Raw genomic sequence first — 18,491 nt, forward strand, 5'->3', positions numbered from 1 at the left:
CCGTCGACTCCAGCAGAAGGACAACTCCATGACGGCCACTCCCGGCCTCGGCTCGCCCCAGCTCGCCTCCCCCGACCTCCTGCGCTCCGTCTTCCGCCGCCACGCCGCCGGTGTGGCGGTGATCACGGCGCAGGGCGTCACCGGCCCGGTCGGCTTCACCGCCACCTCGCTCAGCTCGGTCTCCGCCGAGCCCCCGCTGCTCTCCTTCGGCATCGGCACCGGCGCCTCCAGCTGGCCCGCGATCTCCGAGGCGGAGCACATCGGCGTCCACATACTCGGCGAGCACCAGCGGGAGCTGGCCGCCACCTTCGCCCGCAGCGGCGCCGACCGGTTCGGGGCGCCCACCGAATGGCGCAGCGGGCCGGAGAGAGTTCCCGTCCTCGACGACGTGCTCGCCTGGCTGGTCTGCCGGGTGGTGGCCCGCGTTCCGGCGGGGGAGCACCGGATCGTCCTGGCCGAGGTGGTCGTCGGCGACCCGTCGGGCGCCGGCCGGCCGCTGCTCTATCACCAGGGCCGCTTCAACGGTCTGCGAGACTGATTCCCGCACGATTACGCAGGGTTGCCTAACTCACAGTTCAAAGCGCTTGCTTAGCGGGCACGGAGTGGGGGAACGTAGGCGTCGTACTGGCGAGTAATATTTCGACCGGAGCGCGGGTCGCCCCGATCGGGATCGGCCGCTCCAGGCGCCTATGCTGCCTGGAAGAAGGCAGCCCAGAAATGACGATGCAGTAGGAGAGCCGGCGTGAGCTTGAGGATCGTTGTCACTGTGAAGTACGTGCCCGACGCCACTGGCGACCGGCACTTCGCCGATGACCTGACCGTCGACCGTGACGACGTGGACGGCCTGCTCTCCGAGCTGGACGAGTACGCGGTCGAGCAGGCGCTGCAGATCGCCGACGAGGCGGACGACGCCGAGATCACCGTGCTGACCGTGGGTCCCGAGGACGCCAAGGACGCGCTGCGCAAGGCGCTGTCGATGGGCGCCGACAAGGCCATCCATGTCGAGGACGACGATGTGCACGGCACCGACGCGATCGGTACCTCCCTGGTGCTGGCCAAGGCGATCGAGAAGGCCGGTTACGACCTGGTGATCTCCGGCATGGCCTCCACCGACGGCACCATGGGCGTCGTCCCCGCGCTGCTGGCCGAGCGTCTGGGTGTCCCGCAGGTCACGCTGCTCTCCGAGGTCTCGGTCGAGGACGGCGTGGTCAAGGGCCGCCGTGACGGCGACGCCGCCTCCGAGCAGCTGGAGGCCTCCCTGCCGGCCGTCGTCTCCGTCACCGACCAGTCGGGCGAGGCCCGTTACCCGTCCTTCAAGGGCATCATGGCGGCGAAGAAGAAGCCGGTTCAGTCCTGGGACCTGTCCGACCTCGACATCGAGGCCGAGGACGTCGGTCTGGAGGGCGCCTGGACGGCCGTGGACTCCGCGGCCGAGCGCCCGGCGCGCACCGCCGGCACGATCGTCAAGGACGAGGGCGAGGGCGGCAAGCAGCTCGCCGAGTTCCTCGCGGGCCAGAAGTTCATCTAAGGCCCTGCGGCCCGCCGCGGCCCCGTGCCCGGCCGAGGCCCACTCCCTCATCGCCCCTCAAGCCTTCGCAATCCGCAGGAGAGCATTCCCATGGCTGAAGTTCTCGTCTACGTCGACCACGTGGACGGCGCCGTCCGCAAGCCCACCCTGGAGCTGCTGACCCTGGCCCGCCGCATCGGCGAGCCCGTCGCCGTCGCGCTCGGCAACGGCGCGGCCGACACCGCCGCCGCGCTCGCCGAGCACGGCGCGGTCAAGGTCCTCACCCACGACGCCGCCGAGTACGCCGACTACCTCGTCGTACCCAAGGTCGACGCGCTGCAGGCCGCCGTCGCCGCCGTCTCCCCGGCCGCCGTGCTGGTCCCGTCCTCCGCCGAGGGCAAGGAGATCGCCGCCCGTCTCGCGGTGCGCATCGGCTCCGGCATCATCACCGACGCCATCGACCTGGAGGCCGGTGACGAGGGCCCGGTCGCCACGCAGTCGGTGTTCGCCGCCTCCTTCACCACCAAGTCCCGTGTCTCCAAGGGCACCCCGGTCATCACGGTCAAGCCCAACTCGGCCGCCGTCGAGGCCGCCCCGGCCGCCGGCGCGGTCGAGGCGCTCGCCGTGACGTTCGGCGCGCTGGCCACCGGCACCAAGGTCACCGGCCGCACCCCGCGGGAGTCGACCGGGCGTCCGGAGCTGACCGAGGCCGCGATCGTCGTCTCCGGCGGCCGTGGCGTCAACGGCACCGAGAACTTCGCGATCATCGAGGCGCTCGCCGACTCCCTCGGCGCGGCCGTCGGCGCCTCCCGCGCCGCCGTCGACGCCGGCTGGTACCCGCACACCAACCAGGTCGGCCAGACCGGCAAGTCGGTCTCGCCGCAGCTGTACATCGCCAACGGCATCTCCGGCGCCATCCAGCACCGCGCCGGCATGCAGACCTCGAAGACCATCGTGGCCGTCAACAAGGACGCCGAGGCCCCGATCTTCGACCTCGTCGACTACGGCGTGGTCGGCGACCTCTTCGACGTCGTCCCGCAGCTCACCGAGGAGGTCAAGGCCCGCAAGGGCTGAGCCCCACCGGTTTCGCCGAGGCCCCCACGACCGTTTCCTACGGTCGCGGGGGCCTCGGCTCATCCCAGGGTCAGCGAGGCCTGCACCGGCAGATGGTCGCTCGGGAAGGTCCCGTCGACGGAGAAGGTGTTCATCGCCGCCCAGTGGGTCGTCACCCCCGGCGAGGTCAGGATCCAGTCGATGCGTCTGCCGCCGGGCTTGAGCGCCCGGTAGCCGTGGTACGTGCCGTACGCCTGGGTGCGCGAGGCCGCCGCGTCCCAGGCGTCCACGAGCCCGCTGTCCAGCATCAGGTCGTACACCCGGTTGTCGTGGGCCGCCGCGTTGAAGTCGCCGGTGACGACGACCGGCGCCGTCGGGTCCCACCCGGCGATCGTCTCGCCGATCAGCCCGGCGGAGCGCTCCCGGGCGTACTGGCTGACGCTGTCCAGGTGAGTGTTGAGGACATAGAACTCCCGTCCCCCGTCGGCGAGATCGGCGAACTTCACCCAGGTCACCATGCGCAGCCAGTCCGCGTCCCAGGTGTTGGAGGCGATCGTGTACGGGGTGTCGGACAGCCAGAAGTGATCGAACTCGATCGGGTCGAGTCTGCGGGTGTCGTAGAAGATCGCCATGAACTCGTCCTTGCTGCCGCCCCCTCGGCCGGTGCCGATCCAGTCGTAGTGGCCGCCGAGATCCTTCTCGATCATGCGCAGCTGCTGGTACAGCCCCTCCTGGGTGCCGATGACATGCGGTCGCTCGCGGCGCAGCAGCTCCCGCATCACCGGACGGCGCACGGACCAGCGCGGTGTCTTGTCGACGACGGTCGCGAAGCGCACGTTGAACGTCATGACGTTCAGGGCGCCCGCGTACTCGCCGGCGGACGCCGGCTGCGACGAGCCCGCCGTGGTCAGCAGCGGTACGGCGATGGCGGCGGCCGCCGCGGACCGGAGCCCTTGGCGACGCGTCACTCCGACCTCTTTCGGCACGCGATCTCCTCCCCTGGGGAGTCAGGATGAACCTTGCCCCAGTCAATACGGAAGCAGCGGCCGTTTCAGCAGTGACCAGCGGGAAAGCATGGGGAATCCCACTCCTGGACAGTGTTGACCGGGGTGGAGAGCGAGGGTTAGCTTCGTCATACGGATTTGTAATTCCGCAGTGTGGAAAATGGAGGGTGTGGAATGGGGCAGGGCCGGCAGGAGAACGTGGCGACGAGTCTCGCGGGCGCCGTCAGCGAGGAGATCAGCGCCTCCCTCGCCCCCGTCGACGCGGAACTGGAGCGCCGCTACCCGGGCGACCCCGGCACCCGCCAGCCCGTGCACACCGTCTACGTCCCCGGTGACGCCTTCGCCGCCGACACCCTGCGCACCTGGGGCGACCGGGCCCTCGCCGCCCTCGACGAACACGCCCCCGACGCCGCCTCCTTCGCCGCCGTCCTCGGCCTCGACGACGACCTCGCCGCACCCGTCTACGACCGCGTCCGCGCAAAGCTGGAGCGCGAGCCGATCGAGGACCTGCGCGTCGACTTCGAGGACGGCTACGGGCCGCGCCCCGACGCCGAGGAGGACGAGACCGCCGCCCGTGCCGCCCGGCTGATCGCCGAGGCGTACGCCCAGGGCACGGCCGCCCCGTACATGGGCATCCGCATGAAGTGCATGGAGGCGCCGGTGCGCGACCGGGGCATCCGCACCCTCGACATCTTCCTCACCGGCCTGCTGGCGGCCGGCGGACTGCCCGACGGACTCGTCCTGACCCTGCCCAAGGTGACGTACGCCGAGCAGGTCACCGCCATGGTCCGGCTCCTGGAGGCCTTCGAGAAGGCGCGCGGCCTGGAGCCCGGCCGGATCGGCTTCGAGATCCAGATCGAGACCAGCCAGGCCGTCCTCGCCGCCGACGGCACCGCCACCGTCGCCCGCATGATCGACGCCGCCGAGGGCCGCGCCACCGGGCTGCACTACGGCACCTTCGACTACAGCGCCTGCCTCGGCGTCTCCGCCGCCCACCAGGCCAGCGACCACCCGGCCGCCGACCACGCCAAGGCGATCATGCAGGTCGCGGCGGCCGGCACCGGCGTACGCGTCTCCGACGGCTCCACCAACGTCCTGCCGGTCGGCCCCACCGCGCAGGTCCACGACGCCTGGCGCCTGCACTACGGCCTCACCCGCCGCGCCCTCGCCCGCGCCTACTACCAGGGCTGGGACATGCACCCCGGCCACCTCCCCACCCGCTACGCCGCCGTCTTCGCCTTCTACCGCGAGGGCTACGCACAGGCCGCCGCCCGCCTCTCCCGGTACGCCAACCGCGCCGGCGGCGACGTGATGGACGAGCCCGCGACCGCCAAGGCCCTCAGCGGCTATCTGCTGCGCGGCCTGGACTGCGGCGCCCTCGACATCGACGAGGTGTCCGTCGCGACCGGCCTCACCCGAGCCGACCTGGAGGGTTTCGCGGCCCCGCGACGGGCGGATCTGACGATTTCCGCCCAGTAGGGGCCAACGAGACGCGGTCCGGCGGCGACACAAGTAGCGGTCCTGTGACAGCCGTTGCCACCGGTCCGGAGCGCCCCCGACCACGGCTTAGGCTGTACGCGATTCATCGGTGTGTCACAGGAACGAGGCGCGGGTGTCTTCGGGGGCGAACGGACAGGCGGGCGGACAGACGGACGGTGTCGGGCGGGTTCTCGCCGGGCGGTACCGGGTCGTGGAGCAGCTCGGGCGTGGCGGCATGGGTGTCGTCTGGCGGGCCGTGGACGAGGTGCTCCACCGCGAGGTCGCCCTCAAGGAGCTGCGCACCTACACCGACGCGGGCGCGCCCGAACTGGCCGACCTGGGGCTGCGGATGCAGCGCGAGGCACGGGCCGCCGCCCGGGTCCGGCATCCCGGGGTCGTCGCCGTGCACGACGTGGCCGAGGTCGACGGACGCCCGCTGATCGTCATGGAACTGGTCGACGGGCCGTCCCTGGACGACGTCCTGAACGACCGGGGCCTGCTCGACCCGCGCGAGGCCGCCGCCATCGGCGCCAAGGTGATGGAAGCCCTCGCCGCCGCCCACTGCGTCGGTGTGCTCCACCGCGACGTCAAGCCCGGCAACATCCTCCTGGACCGCTCGGGCCGCGTCGTCCTCACCGACTTCGGCATCGCCACCATGGAGAACCCGGGCGACGGCTCCGCCACCCACCTCACCCGCAGCGGCGAACTCGTCGGCTCCCTCGACTACCTGGCCCCCGAACGCGCCCAGGGCAACGACCCCGGCCCCGCCTCCGACGTCTGGGCGCTCGGCGCCACCCTGTACGCGGCCGTCGAGGGCTCCTCCCCGTTCCGGCGTACGTCCACCTGGTCCACGCTCACCGCGATCGTGAGCGACGCGCTGCCCGAACCCCGGCGGGCGGGACCTCTCGGGCCGGTCCTGCAACAGCTGATGGACAAGCGCCCGGAGTACCGCCCGGACGCCGACCGGGCCCGCGCCCTGCTGGAGGCCGTGGCCGCCGGGGCCGCGCTCGACTCCCCGACCGCGGGCATCGGCGGCGGCCCGGCGCCGGGGCCGAGGGCGGAGACCGAGCGGAGCGTTCCCTCGGTACCGCCGGGCTTCGGCCCGGCCACGGCGGGCGGAGGGCTCGACGGCACGGGCGCGGGCGCCGGGTTCGGTGGGACGGGAGCGGGCGCGGGCGCCGGGGTCGGCTCGACCGGCCCGACGCCCGGCTTCGGACCGCCCCAGCCGCTGCCGGGGCCCGGCACGGGGGCGTCCCCGGCGATCGGCGGGCCCGGCGCGGGTGCCCCGCAGCCGCCCGTACCCGCCTCCGGCGCCGCCACCACCGTGTCCTCGACCGACGGCGGCCGTCGCCGCAAGGGCCGCGCCCTGCTTGCCGCCGTGGCCGTCACCGTCGTCCTGGCCGCCACGGCTGGCACGGTCGCGCTGCTCAACGCGAACGACGACACGGGGACGAGTGCCCGGCCCTCGGCCGACGGATCGAGCAGCGGCACGCCCTCCCCGGGCCGCAGCCGGGGCACGGTCGACATAGCGGACGGCTCCGGCGGCGAGGAGAAGGAGAAGGGGAAGGACGACAAGACCTCCCCGAGTCCCAGCGAGAAGACCGAGAAGGACGACGAGGGGAAGGACAGCGACACGTCCGCCTCCCCGTCGCAGGACACGAGCGGCGACACGACCGGTGGCGGCACCGGGGGTTCGGACACCTCGGGTGGCTCCACGACCGGCGGGACGACCGGCGGCGCGACCAAGGAGGCCCCGGTCTGCCATTCCATCGGCGGCGGCAAGTACAACTGCACGGTCTGGACCACCGCCAAGTCCTACACGGCCTCCGGCACCGAGGTCGGCATCCTCAAGCAGGGCACCAACTATTTCTTCTGCCAGGAGAACCTGGGCCGCCGCGAGACCTCCGGTCAGTGGACCAACGTCTGGTGGGCCAAGACCGACGACGACAGCGGCAACACCAATGTCTACGTCAGCGTCGTCTACGTGCAGGGCGGCGACAACGACGCCCCGGTGCCCGGCCTCCCGGTCTGCTGAGCCGGGAACACGCGCTACGCCCGCGGGTGCGGCCGTACGTACTGCTCCAGGCCCGACACCGTCGTCCACCGGTGCTCGGCGAACAACTCCCGGCCCCGCAGGCACAGTTCCCGGTTGCCGCGGGCGCGGGCCGCGAACTCGTCGGGGGTGGTGCCGAACAGGTCCCGCAACTCCGGGGACGCGGCGAGGAGTTCGGTGATCAGCGGGCGCTGCCGGCCGGGGTGGGGGCGCGGTCCGGGGCCGCCGTCGAGCAGGACGCCCCACCGGTTGACGTAGATCCAGGCGTGGTCGAGGACTTCGCCCGACTCCAGTTCGACGCGGAAGTCGGCGCCGGGCAGGGCGGCCCGCTGGAAGTTGCCGGTCGGGGAGTCGACGCCCTCGCTGGAGTCGACCACGGCGAGCTGGGCCTCGTCGAGCCAGGTGAGGAACAACTCCGTGACGGCGCCGGGGGAGTGGAACGGTGACGCGGACAGGTAGCCGAGCAGGCTGACATGGGCGGAGACACCGATCCCGATGCCCGTGACCCTGGTCCTCACCATGGGGATCCGGCACGCGACACCGTGCTCGGCCATCTTGTGCACGAGTTGCGCGGGGCAGGCGTTGGAGCCGACCGAGAGGACGGGGACGCGGTCCTCGAAGACCAGCGTGTCCAGCGGCAGCATCCGGTTGCCGTCCAGCAGCGCCGACTCGGCGGGCCACGCGCCCGGATAGCTCAGCGGGTCCTCGCGCGGCGCCACGGCGAGGCCCAGTGCTTCGAGCGTACGGGGGTCGGGGGCGTCCAAGGGTCAGTCCGCGGGCGGGAGTTCGCCCGAGCCGCGGGCGATCAGCCGGGTCGGCAGTTCGATGCGCTCGGGGGTGACGAGGGAGCCGTCCAGCTGCTGGAAGAGGCGCTCGGCGGCGGTGCGGCCCAGCCGGGCGGGGTCCTGGGCGACGACCGTGATGCCGGGGCGGAGCAGATCGGCCAGCTCGAAGTCGTCGAAGCCGACGAGGGCGACCGGGCGGGGATGCTCGGCGAGGACCCGTACGACCGTGACGGTCACCCGGTTGTTGCCCGCGAAGACCGCCGTGACGGGAGCCGGGCCGGACAGCATGTCCTCGGCGGCCCTGCGGACCCGCTCGGGGTCGGTGACGCCCAGGGACATCCACGCGTCCTGGACCTCTATGCCCGCGTCCTCCATCGCCGCCCGGTAGCCGCGCAGCCGCTCGGCGGCGGTGTGGATCCGGGGCATGTCGCCGATGAAGCCGATCCGGCGGTGGCCGTGGGCGATGAGATGGGCGACGCCGTCGCGGGCCCCGCCGAAGCTGTCCGAGAGCACGGCGTCGGCGTCGATCCGGCCCGCCGGACGGTCCACGAACACCGTGGCGACGCCCGCCCTGATCTCGGGCTCCAGATAGCGGTGGTCGTCCCCGGCCGGAATGATCACCAGCCCGTCGACCCGGCGGGCGCACAGGGCGAGCGCCAACTCCTGCTCACGGTCCGGGTCCTCCGCGCTGGAGCCGTTGATCAGCAGTGAGCCGTGGGCGCGGGACACCTCCTCCACCGCCCGGCTGAGCGGGCCGTAGAACGGGTCGGCGAGGTCCTCCAGGACCAGGCCGATGGTGGCCGTACTGCCCTTGCGCAGCACACGGGCGCTGTCGTTGCGCCGGAAGCCGAGCGCCTCGATGGCCTCCTGGACGCGGCGCTCGGTGTCCGGGGTGACGCCCGGCTCGCCGTTCACCACCCGGGAGACCGTCTTCAGACCCACCCCGGCCCGCGCCGCGACGTCCTTCATCGTGGGACGGTTGCCGTAGCGGTTCTCGGGGCGGCGGGCGATGCCGCCTGCGGTCTCGGGCACGGTGCGCTGTCCTGTCCTGTCGTCCATGGGGTGGGCTCGGTGGTGTGCCGTGACGGAAATGTGCGGCTGTTGAGGATGTGGCGTCGAGCATAGAGCCTGGACAACGTTGTCACAGCCGGGGGAGACTGTCTATCGCATTCTCCGGCCGGCGCCCCCCACCAGGCGAGCGTCGTGCTGCCCGTTTTCCGGCCGGAGATCCGGGTGCCGCTGTGTTCGGGCGCCCGGTAGGAGACTCGCAGCGGGAGAACTGACACTGATGCAGACCGACCTCGTGGCCGCGCTCGACATCGGCGGCACCAAGATCGCCGGAGCGCTGGTGGACGGCCACGGCCGGATTCTGGTACGCGCCCAGCGCCCGACACCCGCGCAGGAGGACGGCGAGACCGTCATGCGGGCCGTGGAGGAGGTGTTCGGCGAGTTGACCGCCGATCCTCGGTGGAGCGGGGCCACGGCCGTCGGGATCGGCAGCGCGGGTCCGGTGGACGCCTCCGCCGGCACGGTGAGCCCGGTGAACATCCACGGCTGGCGCGGCTTCCCCCTCGTCGAGCGGGTCCGGGCGGTGACCGGCGGGCTGCCCGTCGAGTTGATCGGCGACGGAGTGGCCATCACGGCGGCCGAGCACTGGCAGGGCGCGGCGCGCGGCCACGACAACGCCCTGTGCATGGTCGTGTCGACGGGCGTCGGCGGCGGCCTCGTCCTCGGCGGAAAGCTGCACGCGGGCCCCACCGGGAACGCCGGTCACATCGGCCACATCAGCGTCGACCTCGACGGCGACGTCTGCCCGTGCGGCGCCCGGGGCTGCGTCGAACGCATCGCCAGCGGGCCCAACATCGCCCGGCGCGCCCTGGAGAACGGCTGGCGGCCCGGCCCCGACGGGGACACCTCGGCCGCGGCGGTCGCCGCCGCCGCGCAGGCCGGTGACCCGGTCGCGGTGGCCTCCTTCGAACGAGCCGCGCAGGCCCTCGCCGCCGGGATCGCCGCCACCGCCACCCTCGTCGAGATCGACATCGCCGTCATCGGCGGCGGTGTGGCGAACGCGGGCGATGTCCTCTTCGCCCCGCTCCGCGCCGCCCTCAAGAACTACGCCACGCTCTCCTTCGTCCAGGACCTCACCGTCGCCCCCGCCGTGATGGGGACCGACGCGGGTCTGGTGGGAGCGGCGGCGGCCGCGCTGGCCGGGCGGGGGGCCGAGGCCGGGTGAGCCCGTGGCGCGGGGCCTCCCGGGCCGGGTGGGCCGTGGCCGGATGTCGACTGCGGGCCGGTGGGGGCTGGTCGCGCAGTTCCCCGCGCCCCTGAAAAGCAGGGGCTGCGCCCCTTGCTTTCGGCCCGAAAGGGCCGCAGGCCTTCAAGGGGCGCGGGCCTTCAAGGGGCGCGAGGAACTGCGCGAGAAGCCCCCACCGGCCCGCAGTCGACATCGGGCCAGGGCCGACCCGGACCGGTCCCAGCCGAAACGGAAAGCCACGGCCCTGGAAATCGGGGCGTGACCCCTCGGCCCGTTCCGCAGTTGAGCGGGGCATGAAGAAGCGCAGCATGCTCGCCATCGCCTCCCTCGCCACCGGTTTCGTCGTCGCGGCCGTCACGCCGTCGCACGGTCTCGACGCCACGGACGCGCTCGGGAAGACGGACGGCCTGAGCAAACTGGATGTCGAGGACACGCTCGGCACGGTCGGCAAGACGGTCTCCAGCGACAGCCTGGCGGTCGACGAGGACGCCCTGGGCGGCAACGCGGACCAGGAGGGCAAGGGCGGCAAGGAAGGCTGACGGGCTTGTGGCGGGCGGTGGATCCACCGCCCGCTCTTCCGTGCCTCGCAGACGGCGGGTCCCCACTCGGGTGGGGGCCCGCCGCCCGCGTATTCGGGCTGCTCGGCAGCGGCTGGTTTCCGTGGCGGAGTGGAGGGCAAGCCTCAGGGGGTCAACAGAAGAGGGGGAACCGTGATCGTCTGGATCAACGGTGCGTTCGGTGCGGGGAAGACCACCACCGCACGGGAACTGATCGAACTGATCCCGAACAGCACGCTCTTCGACCCCGAGGTCATCGGCGGCGCACTGACGCACATGCTGCCGGCCAAACGCCTCGCCGAGGTCGGCGACTTCCAGGACCTGCCGAGTTGGCGACGGCTCGTGGTCGACACCGCCGCCGCGCTGCTCGCCGAGCTGGGCGGCACCCTCGTGGTCCCCATGACCCTGCTCCGCCAGGAGTACCGCGACGAGATCTTCGGCGGCCTCGCCTCCCGCCGCATACCCGTACGGCATCTGCTGCTGGCCCCGGCCGAAACGATACTGCGGGAGCGAATAGCCGGGCGGGAGATTCCGCCCGACCTCCCCGACGGCGAGATGCGGCTGCGTCAATGGGCGTACGACCACATCGCGCCCTATCGCGCCGCGCTGAGCGGCTGGCTCACCGCCGACGCCCATCTCGTCGACACCGGCGCCCTCACCCCGTACGAGACCGCGCGGCGCATCGCCGACGCCGTGGCCGCCGACGACGTACCCGTGTGCGACATCGTGCAGACCCCCGAGCCGACCGCCGAGACGGTCGCCGCGGGGGTTCTGCTGTTCGACGAGGAGGACCGGGTACTGCTCGTCGATCCGACCTACAAGCCCGGATGGGAGTTCCCCGGCGGGGTCGTGGAGGCCGGGGAGGCTCCGGCGCGGGCGGGGGTGCGGGAGGTGCTGGAGGAGACCGGGATACGGCTGGCGGAGGTGCCCCGGCTGCTGGTCGTGGACTGGGAGGCGCCGGCGCGGCCGAGGTACGGCGGGTTGCGGTTGCTGTTCGACGGGGGGCGGCTCGATGTGCGGGGGGAGCAGCGGCCGGTGCTGCCCGGGCCCGAGTTGCGGGACTGGAGGTTCGTCACGGAGGAGGAGGCGGCGGATCTGTTGCCGCCGGTTCGCTTTGAGCGGTTGCGGTGGGCGTTGCGGGCGCGGGAGCGGGGCGCTGCGCTGTACTTGGAGGCCGGGGTGCCGGTGTGAGGTTCGCTTTGCCGCCGTGGGGGGTCGGTTGTGCGGCGGGTGCGGGTGGGGCGTGGTTGCTCGCGCCCACGCGGCGGAGCCGCATATGTCACAGCCCCGCGCCCCTTTCGGGGCGCGGGTGCGGTCAGTTCGCCGCGTAGTTCTGGAGGAACAACGCCTCTGTCACGGACATGCGTTCCAGCTCCTCCGGGGACACGCTCTCGTTGGCCGCGTGGATCTGGGCCTCGGGTTCGCTGAGGCCGATGAGGAGGATCTCGGCGTCGGGGTAGAGGGCGGCGAGGGCGTTGCAGAGGGGGATGGAGCCGCCGTGGCCCGCGTACTGCATCTCCTGGCCGGGGTAGGCGACGGCCATGGCCGCGGCCATCGCCTCGTAGGCCGGGCTGGAGGTGTCGGCGCGGAACGGCTGGCCGTGGCCGATCAGTTCGCAGCTCACCCGGGCGCCCCACGGGGTGTGTGCGACCAGGTGGGATTCGAGCAGCTTGATCGCGTGCTGGACGTCGGTGCCCGGCGGGACGCGCAGGCCGACCAGGGCGCGGGCGCCCGCCTGGATCGACGGGGTCGCGCCGACCACGGGCGGGGCGTCGATGCCGAGCACGGTGGCGGCCGGGCGGGCCCAGATGCGGTCGGCGACCGTGTCGGCGCCGACCAGCTCCACGCCGTCGAGCACCTTGGCGTCCTGGCGGAACTGCTCGTCGGCGTACTGGAGACCGTCCCAGGTGCCGTCGCTGGGGAGGCCGTCGACGGTCGTGGTGCCGTCCTCGGCGCGCAGGGAGTCCAGGACGCGGATCAGCGCGGCCAGCGCGTCGGGGGCCGCGCCGCCGAACTGGCCCGAGTGCAGGTTGCCTTCGAGGGCGTCGACCCGTACGCGCATGAGGATCATGCCGCGCAGGGAGGAGGTCACCGTCGGCAGGCCCACGCGGAAGTTGCCCGCGTCGCCGATGACGACGGTGTCGGCGGCGAGGAGTTCGGGGTGCGCCTCGGCGTACCGCTGGAGCCCGCCCGTGCCCATCTCCTCGGAGCCCTCGGCGATCACCTTGATGTGGACGGGGACGCCGCCGTTCGCCTTCAGGGCCCGCAGTGCGAGCAGGTGCATGATCACGCCGCCCTTGCAGTCGGCGGCACCGCGCCCGTACCAGCGGCCGTCGCGCTCGGTCAACTCGAACGGCGGTGACAGCCATGCGGCCTCGTCCAGCGGCGGCTGCACGTCGTAGTGGGCGTAGAGGAGGACGGTCTTAGCGCCCTCGGGGCCCGGGAGGAAGCCGTACACGGACTGGGTGCCGTCGGGGGTGTCGAGCAGGGCCACGTCCTGGAAGCCCTCGGCGCGCAGCGCGTCGGCGACCCAGTTCGCGGCGCCCTCGCTCTCGCTCCTCGGGAACTGGTCGAAGTCCGCCACCGACCTGAAGGCCACCAGCTCGGTCAGCTCCTCCCGCGCCCTGGGGATCAGTGCGGCGACGGTCTCGGCGACCGGGTTCGACGGCATGGGCACGCTCCTCGTGGGTGCGACGTTGTCCTGGTGGGTGGGTGGCCGCGTACGCCCCCGCCCGGTGTGTCGGTGTAGGGCGCACGCGCTGCCGATCCTCCCACAGCGGCCTGGGGCGTCACCCGCCGTAGGATGCGTGGGACAGGTGCGGCAGGCGGCTGGATCGGGAGCAGTAGACCATCGTGAGCAGCGAGAACTCTTCGGCGGACGACGTGCAGCGGGTGTGGGACGTCGTCGTGGTGGGCGCGGGCCCCGCAGGGGCTTCGGCCGCCTACGCGGCGGCGGTCGCGGGACGCAGCGTCCTGATGCTGGAGAAGGCGGAACTGCCGCGGTACAAGACGTGCGGCGGCGGCATCATCGGTCCTTCGCGCGACTCGCTGCCGCCCGGCTTCGAACTGCCCCTCAAGGACCGGGTGCACGCGGTCACGTTCTCGCTGGACGGCCGCTACGCCCGTACGCGCAAGTCGAAACAGATGCTGTTCGGGCTGATCAACCGGCCCGAGTTCGACCAGCAACTCGTCGAGCACGCCCAGAAGGCGGGTGCCGAACTGCGGACGGGCGTCACGGTCACCCGGGTCGAGCAGCACGGCTCGGCCGTGCCCGACCGGCGCACGGTCGCCGTCGTCCTCCAGGGTGGTGAGACGCTGCTCGCGCGGGCCGTCGTCGGGGCGGACGGCAGCGCCAGCCGCATAGGAGCCCATGTCGGGGTGAAGCTCGACCAGGTCGACCTCGGCCTGGAGGCGGAGATCCCCGTTCCGGAGACCGTGGCCGAGGACTGGAAGGGGCGGGTCCTCATCGACTGGGGCCCGATGCCCGGCAGTTACGGCTGGGTGTTCCCCAAGGGCGACACCCTGACCGTGGGCGTGATCTCCGCGCGCGGTGAAGGCGCCGCCACCAAGCGGTACTTGGAGGACTTCATCGGGCGGCTCGGCCTCGCCGGCTTCGAACCGAGCGTCTCCTCCGGGCACTTGACGCGCTGCCGGGCCGACGACTCGCCGCTGTCGCGGGGCCGGGTGCTGGTCTGCGGGGACGCGGCGGGGCTGTTGGAGCCGTGGACCCGGGAGGGCATCTCCTTCGCGCTGCGCTCCGGACGGCTCGCGGGGGAGTGGGCGGTACGGATCGCCGAGGCGCACGACGCGGTGGACACCCGTCGCCAGGCCCTCAACTACGCGTTCGCCGTGAAGGCGGGGCTCGGCGTCGAGATGAGCGTCGGCAAGCGGCTGCTGATCGCCTTCGAGCGGCGGCCCGGCCTCTTCCACGCGGCACTCACCGGGTTCCGGCCCGCCTGGCGGGCCTTCGTCGACATCACCCGCGGGTCGACCTCCCTGGGTGAGATCGTGCGCAGCCATCCGATCGCCCAGCGCGCGCTGACCAGGTTCGACAAGTAGGGCCGGGAGCCTGCTCCTTGCCGGGCGCACCCCGCCCGGTCACCGCTGCACGGTGATCCGGAAGACGGGGTGCTTCGGCGCGGCGGCGAGCAGCTCCTCGTCGGTGGAGTCGGCGTCGACGTCGCCGAAGAACCGGCCCACCTCCCAGCCCCACTTCTTGAGGTAGGTGCGCAGCACCACGGGCTTCTCCGCGTCGGGCAGCTCGACCGCGGTGAACTCCTGCACCCGGCGGCCGACCTGGAGCCGTCCGCCACCGGCCGCCCGCATGTTGCGCACCCACTCGGAGTGACCGCGCGCCGAGACGAGGTAGGGGCCGCCGTCGTACGGCAACGGGTTGACCGGCAGCCGGCGCCACTCGCCGCTCTTGCGGCCCCGCACGGACAGCTCGGCCGTACCGAGGAGGCTGACACCGCGGCGGGCGAGCCAGCCGATGATGCCGTTGACCGCGCGGTCGAAGGGGTTGGCCTTGATGTAGTGGGGCGACGACGACATGGGGTTCCTCCGTGGGATTCGAATGCGAGAGCACTGCTCTCGCTTGAGAGCAGTGTGCACGAGTTCGGCGGTCGGATGCAAGAGCAGTGCTCTCGTTTGTGTGCGGTGCTCTGCCTTTGTGGCACACTCCTTCGCATGAGCACAGCACGAGGGGCCCGCGCTCGCGCCCGGATCGAGGTCACCGCCGCCATCAAGGACGAGGCGCGCAGACAGCTCGCCGCCGAGGGTGCCGCCAAGCTGTCGCTGCGGGCCGTGGCACGGGAACTCGGCATGGTCTCCTCCGCGCTGTACCGCTACTTCCCCAGCCGCGACGACCTGCTGACCGCCCTGATCATCGACGCCTACGACTCCCTCGGCGAGGCCGCCGAGACCGCGTGGGCCGAGGCCGCCGCGGAGAGCCCGGCGGGCCAGTGGGTCGCGGTCTGCGAGGCGGTGCGGAGGTGGGCGCTGGCCCGGCCGCACGAGTACGCGCTGATCTACGGCTCGCCCGTGCCCGGGTACACCGCGCCCGACTCGACGGTGCCGGCCGCGGCCCGGGTCGGGCGGGTGCTCATCGGGATCACGGGGGACGCCCACCGCGCCGAGGGGACGGCGCGGCCGGAGCTGCCGGCCGAGCTGCTGCCCGAGGCGCGGCGGATGGCCGGGGACTTCGCGCCCGAGCTGCCCCCGGAGGCGGCCCCTGGGCTGGTCGGGGCGTGGGCGCAGCTGTTCGGGCTGGTCGGCTTCGAGGTGTTCGGGCAGTTCCACCGGGTCGTCGAGGAGCGCGAGATCTTCTTCCGGTACGCGGCGGACGGCCTCGCCCGCCAGGTGGGGCTCAAGGGCGTACTTCACGGGGAGTAGACGTGATCCCCTCGCTCGGGTGACGTCGTGCCCGGTGGGCGGCGTCTAGCGTGGCCGGTATGGGAGCGAGGGAGAGGGATACGCGGGCGGCCGGCCCCCGCGAGCGGGGCGGTCCGCAGGCGTGGGACGGTACCCCGGCGCGGGGCGGGCCGGCGTGGCGGCGGTGGCACGGGGGCGGACCTTCGTGGTGGAACCGGCCGGACGGGGGCGGACCTTCGTGGTGGAACCGGCCGGACGGTGACGAGGCCCGTCCCCGGTGGCCTTGGCGCTCCACGCTGTTGTTCACCGTCTTCGTGCTGGTCGGCTCGAACGCGGCGGCCGGGTCCCAGACGGACGAGCGTGCCGCGCTCGACCCCTTCGCGCGCGTCCTGCTGCTCGTGGGCGCCCTCCTGCTGCTGTGGCGGTGGCGCCACCCGGTGCTCGTGGCCTTCGGGACGGCCGCGACCGCCATGGTGTACCTGGGGGCCGGATACCCGTACGGGCCGGTGTTCCTCACGGTCGCCGTCGGCTGCTTCAACGCGATCGTCGCCGGGCACCGCAGGGCCGCCTGGACGGCGATGGGGGCGCTGTGGGCGGGGCATGTGCTGGTGGCGCACTGGCTGTACCGGTGGCTGCCGCCGGGCGGGGACGACGCCGCGAGCTGGGGGCAGGAGGTCGCCGTCGTCACCTGGGGCGTGGCGATCGTCGCGCTCTCGGAGCTGGCCCGCACCCGGCGTGAGCAGTGGGCGCGGGAGCGGGCCGAGCGCGCGCAGGCCGCCCGGCGGCGGGCCGACGAGGAACGGCTGCGGATCGCCCGTGAGTTGCACGATGTCCTCGCCCACAGCATCTCGGTCATCAACGTCCAGGCCGGTGTCGGCCTCGCCCTCCTCGACTCCGACCCGGAACAGGCCCGCACCGCGCTCACCACCATCAAGGCCGCCAGCAAGGAGGCCCTGGGCGAGGTCCGCCAGGTCCTCGACACCCTCCGCACCCCCGGCGACGCCCCGCGCACCCCCGCCCCGGGCCTCGACCGGCTCCCCGAACTCGTCGAGCAGGCCGCCGGCGCGGGCCTGACCGTCGACATCGAGGGCGAGGCACCGCCCCGGCTGCCACCAGGTGCCGATCTCGCCGCCTTCCGCATCGTCCAGGAGGCGCTCACCAACGTCGTACGGCACTCGGGTTCGCGGCACGCGCGCGTGCGCCTAGATCACGGTGGTGGTGAGCTGCGGCTGCGGATCGACGACGACGGGCCCGCGACGGCCGCCGACGCGGGCGGTGGCGGCAACGGACTCGTCGGGATGCGGGAGCGGGCCGCCGCGCTCGGTGGCAGGATCGACGCGGGACCGCGCGCCGACGGGGGGTTCCGGGTGCTCGCCGTACTGCCGGGACGGGCGTCCCGAGGGCCTTCGGCGCGGGCGTCCCACGAGGTCGAGGAGGACCGGTGATCCGCGTACTGCTGGCCGACGACCAGGCGCTGGTGCGGGCCGGGTTCAAGGCGCTGCTCGACGCGCAGCCCGACATCGAGGTGGCCGGGGAGGCCGCCGACGGCGAGGAGGCACTGCGCCGGGTGCGTGAACTCCGGCCGGACGTGGTCCTGATGGACATCCGCATGCCCGTGCTCGACGGGCTCGCCGCGACCCGGCGCATCACCGGGGACCCGGGCCTCGACGGCGTCCGGGTCGTCATGCTGACCACCTTCGAACTGGACGAGTACGTCTTCGAGGCGATCCGCTCCGGCGCGTCGGGTTTCCTGGTGAAGGACACCGAACCGGAGGAACTCGTGCGCGCGGTACGGGCGGTGGTCGACGGCGACGCGCTGCTGTCGCCGGGGGTGACCCGGCGGCTGATCTCCGAGTTCGCGGCCCGTTCCAAGGAACCCTCGGCGCTCGCCTCGCTCGCCGGGCTCACCGAGCGGGAGCGGGAGGTGATGGCCCTCGTCGGCATCGGCCTCACCAACGACGAGATCGCCCGCCGACTGGTCGTCAGCCCGCTCACCGCCAAGACCCATGTGAGCCGCACGATGGTGAAGCTGGGCGCCCGCGACCGCGCCCAACTCGTCGTGCTGGCCTACGAGTCGGGATTGGTGCGGCCGGGCTGGCTGGGCTGAGCGGGGTCCCGGCGGACGGGTTCCACGGTACGGGCGGGTTTCGCGGGGCTCCGGCCGGGAGGGCGCATGGCATGGCGGAAACGGGTCAGCACGATCGTGACGACCGCGATGAACACCACCACGGTCAGCGACACCGCGAGGGCGCCGAGCATGCTCGGCCGGTCGCGCAGGGAGCCCACGACGTCCGGCAGGAACTCGGTCACGCCGAAATAGGCCGCGCCCGCCAGCACCGACCCCGCGAAGAGCGCGAAGCCGATCTCCGTGGTCATCGCGTCCCGCTCGGCCTGCGTTCGTCTCCCCATGGGCCGAGTGTGGGGGCGGC

Annotated in this window: 18 protein-coding genes; 12 read left to right on the forward strand and 6 right to left on the reverse strand. The window is 72.9% G+C overall.

Translation table 11 applies throughout. The features are described 5' to 3' along the window. The first annotated feature begins 28 nt into the window (after positions 1–28). From ACZ7MG_RS02240 to ACZ7MG_RS02250, 3 genes are all read left to right on the forward strand, one after another. Positions 29–538, forward strand: a complete 510-nt coding sequence (locus ACZ7MG_RS02240; protein ID WP_471385823.1) for a flavin reductase family protein — start codon at positions 29–31, stop codon at positions 536–538. A gap of 204 nt (positions 539–742) precedes the next feature. After that, on the forward strand, positions 743–1,528 hold the full coding sequence (locus ACZ7MG_RS02245) for an electron transfer flavoprotein subunit beta/FixA family protein (protein WP_471385821.1): 786 nt from the start codon (positions 743–745) through the stop codon (positions 1,526–1,528). A gap of 90 nt (positions 1,529–1,618) precedes the next feature. After that, positions 1,619–2,581, forward strand: coding sequence for an electron transfer flavoprotein subunit alpha/FixB family protein (locus ACZ7MG_RS02250; RefSeq protein WP_471385819.1), 963 nt, complete (start codon positions 1,619–1,621; stop codon positions 2,579–2,581). A 59-nt stretch (positions 2,582–2,640) separates the two neighbouring features. Here the strand turns inward: ACZ7MG_RS02250 and ACZ7MG_RS02255 are convergent, their stop codons facing one another. Continuing rightward, entirely contained in the window at positions 2,641–3,546 is a 906-nt protein-coding gene (locus ACZ7MG_RS02255; RefSeq protein ID WP_471385817.1) for an endonuclease/exonuclease/phosphatase family protein, read from the reverse strand. 192 nt (positions 3,547–3,738) lie between these two features. Between ACZ7MG_RS02255 and ACZ7MG_RS02260 the strand changes: the two genes are divergently transcribed. Next, positions 3,739–5,043 carry a DUF6986 family protein gene (locus ACZ7MG_RS02260; RefSeq protein WP_471385815.1) on the forward strand — a complete coding sequence of 435 codons (1,305 nt, stop codon included), beginning with the start codon at positions 3,739–3,741 and terminating at the stop codon, positions 5,041–5,043. A gap of 133 nt (positions 5,044–5,176) precedes the next feature. Next, positions 5,177–7,078, forward strand: coding sequence for a serine/threonine-protein kinase (locus tag ACZ7MG_RS02265; protein WP_471385813.1), 1,902 nt, complete (start codon positions 5,177–5,179; stop codon positions 7,076–7,078). Between the two features lie 14 nt (positions 7,079–7,092). On the opposite strand, the gene ACZ7MG_RS02270 is transcribed toward ACZ7MG_RS02265, so the two are convergent. Continuing rightward, positions 7,093–7,860, reverse strand: a complete 768-nt coding sequence (locus ACZ7MG_RS02270; protein WP_471385811.1) for a hypothetical protein — start codon at positions 7,858–7,860, stop codon at positions 7,093–7,095. Between the two features lie 3 nt (positions 7,861–7,863). Then, positions 7,864–8,940, reverse strand: coding sequence for a LacI family DNA-binding transcriptional regulator (locus ACZ7MG_RS02275; RefSeq protein WP_471385809.1), 1,077 nt, complete (start codon positions 8,938–8,940; stop codon positions 7,864–7,866). Positions 8,941–9,169: 229 nt separating this feature from the next. Here ACZ7MG_RS02275 and ACZ7MG_RS02280 point away from each other — a divergent pair, with 229 nt between their 5' ends. The 3 genes from ACZ7MG_RS02280 (at position 9,170) to ACZ7MG_RS02290 (ending at position 11,883) form a co-directional block, all read left to right on the forward strand. Further along, positions 9,170–10,114 (forward strand): ROK family protein, encoded by a 945-nt coding sequence (locus ACZ7MG_RS02280; RefSeq protein ID WP_471385807.1) that lies wholly within the window; start codon positions 9,170–9,172, stop codon positions 10,112–10,114. Positions 10,115–10,428: 314 nt separating this feature from the next. Further along, positions 10,429–10,674 carry a hypothetical protein gene (locus ACZ7MG_RS02285; protein WP_471385805.1) on the forward strand — a complete coding sequence of 82 codons (246 nt, stop codon included), beginning with the start codon at positions 10,429–10,431 and terminating at the stop codon, positions 10,672–10,674. A gap of 171 nt (positions 10,675–10,845) precedes the next feature. After that, positions 10,846–11,883 (forward strand): NUDIX hydrolase, encoded by a 1,038-nt coding sequence (locus ACZ7MG_RS02290; protein WP_471385803.1) that lies wholly within the window; start codon positions 10,846–10,848, stop codon positions 11,881–11,883. 124 nt (positions 11,884–12,007) lie between these two features. On the opposite strand, the gene ACZ7MG_RS02295 is transcribed toward ACZ7MG_RS02290, so the two are convergent. Next, the gene (locus tag ACZ7MG_RS02295) at positions 12,008–13,363 is read right to left on the reverse strand and encodes a M20/M25/M40 family metallo-hydrolase (protein ID WP_471385801.1); all 1,356 of its coding nucleotides are present in this window, start codon (positions 13,361–13,363) and stop codon (positions 12,008–12,010) included. A gap of 182 nt (positions 13,364–13,545) precedes the next feature. Here ACZ7MG_RS02295 and ACZ7MG_RS02300 point away from each other — a divergent pair, with 182 nt between their 5' ends. Continuing rightward, on the forward strand, positions 13,546–14,751 hold the full coding sequence (locus tag ACZ7MG_RS02300; protein WP_471385799.1) for a geranylgeranyl reductase family protein: 1,206 nt from the start codon (positions 13,546–13,548) through the stop codon (positions 14,749–14,751). Positions 14,752–14,790: 39 nt separating this feature from the next. On the opposite strand, the gene ACZ7MG_RS02305 is transcribed toward ACZ7MG_RS02300, so the two are convergent. Continuing rightward, complete coding sequence (locus ACZ7MG_RS02305; RefSeq protein WP_471385797.1) at positions 14,791–15,243, reverse strand: nitroreductase family deazaflavin-dependent oxidoreductase; 453 nt, start codon at positions 15,241–15,243, stop codon at positions 14,791–14,793. 135 nt (positions 15,244–15,378) lie between these two features. Here ACZ7MG_RS02305 and ACZ7MG_RS02310 point away from each other — a divergent pair, with 135 nt between their 5' ends. Genes ACZ7MG_RS02310 through ACZ7MG_RS02320 form a run of 3 tightly spaced genes read left to right on the forward strand, consistent with a single transcriptional unit; the run spans position 15,379 to position 18,169 of the window. Beyond that, positions 15,379–16,083 carry a TetR/AcrR family transcriptional regulator gene (locus tag ACZ7MG_RS02310; protein ID WP_471385795.1) on the forward strand — a complete coding sequence of 235 codons (705 nt, stop codon included), beginning with the start codon at positions 15,379–15,381 and terminating at the stop codon, positions 16,081–16,083. A gap of 59 nt (positions 16,084–16,142) precedes the next feature. After that, complete coding sequence (locus ACZ7MG_RS02315) at positions 16,143–17,507, forward strand: sensor histidine kinase (protein WP_471385794.1); 1,365 nt, start codon at positions 16,143–16,145, stop codon at positions 17,505–17,507. After that, complete coding sequence (locus tag ACZ7MG_RS02320; RefSeq protein ID WP_471385792.1) at positions 17,504–18,169, forward strand: response regulator; 666 nt, start codon at positions 17,504–17,506, stop codon at positions 18,167–18,169. Before ACZ7MG_RS02315 ends, ACZ7MG_RS02320 begins: the two co-directional genes overlap by 4 nt. Here the strand turns inward: ACZ7MG_RS02320 and ACZ7MG_RS02325 are convergent. Further along, entirely contained in the window at positions 18,130–18,471 is a 342-nt protein-coding gene (locus tag ACZ7MG_RS02325) for a DUF6332 family protein (RefSeq protein ID WP_471385790.1), read from the reverse strand. The genes ACZ7MG_RS02320 and ACZ7MG_RS02325 overlap by 40 nt on opposite strands. Positions 18,472–18,491 lie beyond the last annotated feature (20 nt).

The sequence above is a fragment of the Streptomyces sp. NPDC107538 genome (genome assembly GCF_055657445.1).

Coding starts and splice junctions, on each gene's coding strand:
- ACZ7MG_RS02295 (WP_471385801.1), bottom strand. CDS start 13,363: ATGCCGTCGAACCCGGTCGCCGAGACCGTCGCCGCACTGATCCCCAGG.
- ACZ7MG_RS02325 (WP_471385790.1), bottom strand. CDS start 18,471: ATGGGGAGACGAACGCAGGCCGAGCGGGACGCGATGACCACGGAGATC.
- ACZ7MG_RS02260 (WP_471385815.1), top strand. CDS start 3,739: ATGGGGCAGGGCCGGCAGGAGAACGTGGCGACGAGTCTCGCGGGCGCC.
- ACZ7MG_RS02310 (WP_471385795.1), top strand. CDS start 15,379: ATGAGCACAGCACGAGGGGCCCGCGCTCGCGCCCGGATCGAGGTCACC.
- ACZ7MG_RS02275 (WP_471385809.1), bottom strand. CDS start 8,940: ATGGACGACAGGACAGGACAGCGCACCGTGCCCGAGACCGCAGGCGGC.
- ACZ7MG_RS02250 (WP_471385819.1), top strand. CDS start 1,619: ATGGCTGAAGTTCTCGTCTACGTCGACCACGTGGACGGCGCCGTCCGC.
- ACZ7MG_RS02280 (WP_471385807.1), top strand. CDS start 9,170: ATGCAGACCGACCTCGTGGCCGCGCTCGACATCGGCGGCACCAAGATC.
- ACZ7MG_RS02240 (WP_471385823.1), top strand. CDS start 29: ATGACGGCCACTCCCGGCCTCGGCTCGCCCCAGCTCGCCTCCCCCGAC.
- ACZ7MG_RS02315 (WP_471385794.1), top strand. CDS start 16,143: ATGGGAGCGAGGGAGAGGGATACGCGGGCGGCCGGCCCCCGCGAGCGG.
- ACZ7MG_RS02305 (WP_471385797.1), bottom strand. CDS start 15,243: ATGTCGTCGTCGCCCCACTACATCAAGGCCAACCCCTTCGACCGCGCG.
- ACZ7MG_RS02285 (WP_471385805.1), top strand. CDS start 10,429: ATGAAGAAGCGCAGCATGCTCGCCATCGCCTCCCTCGCCACCGGTTTC.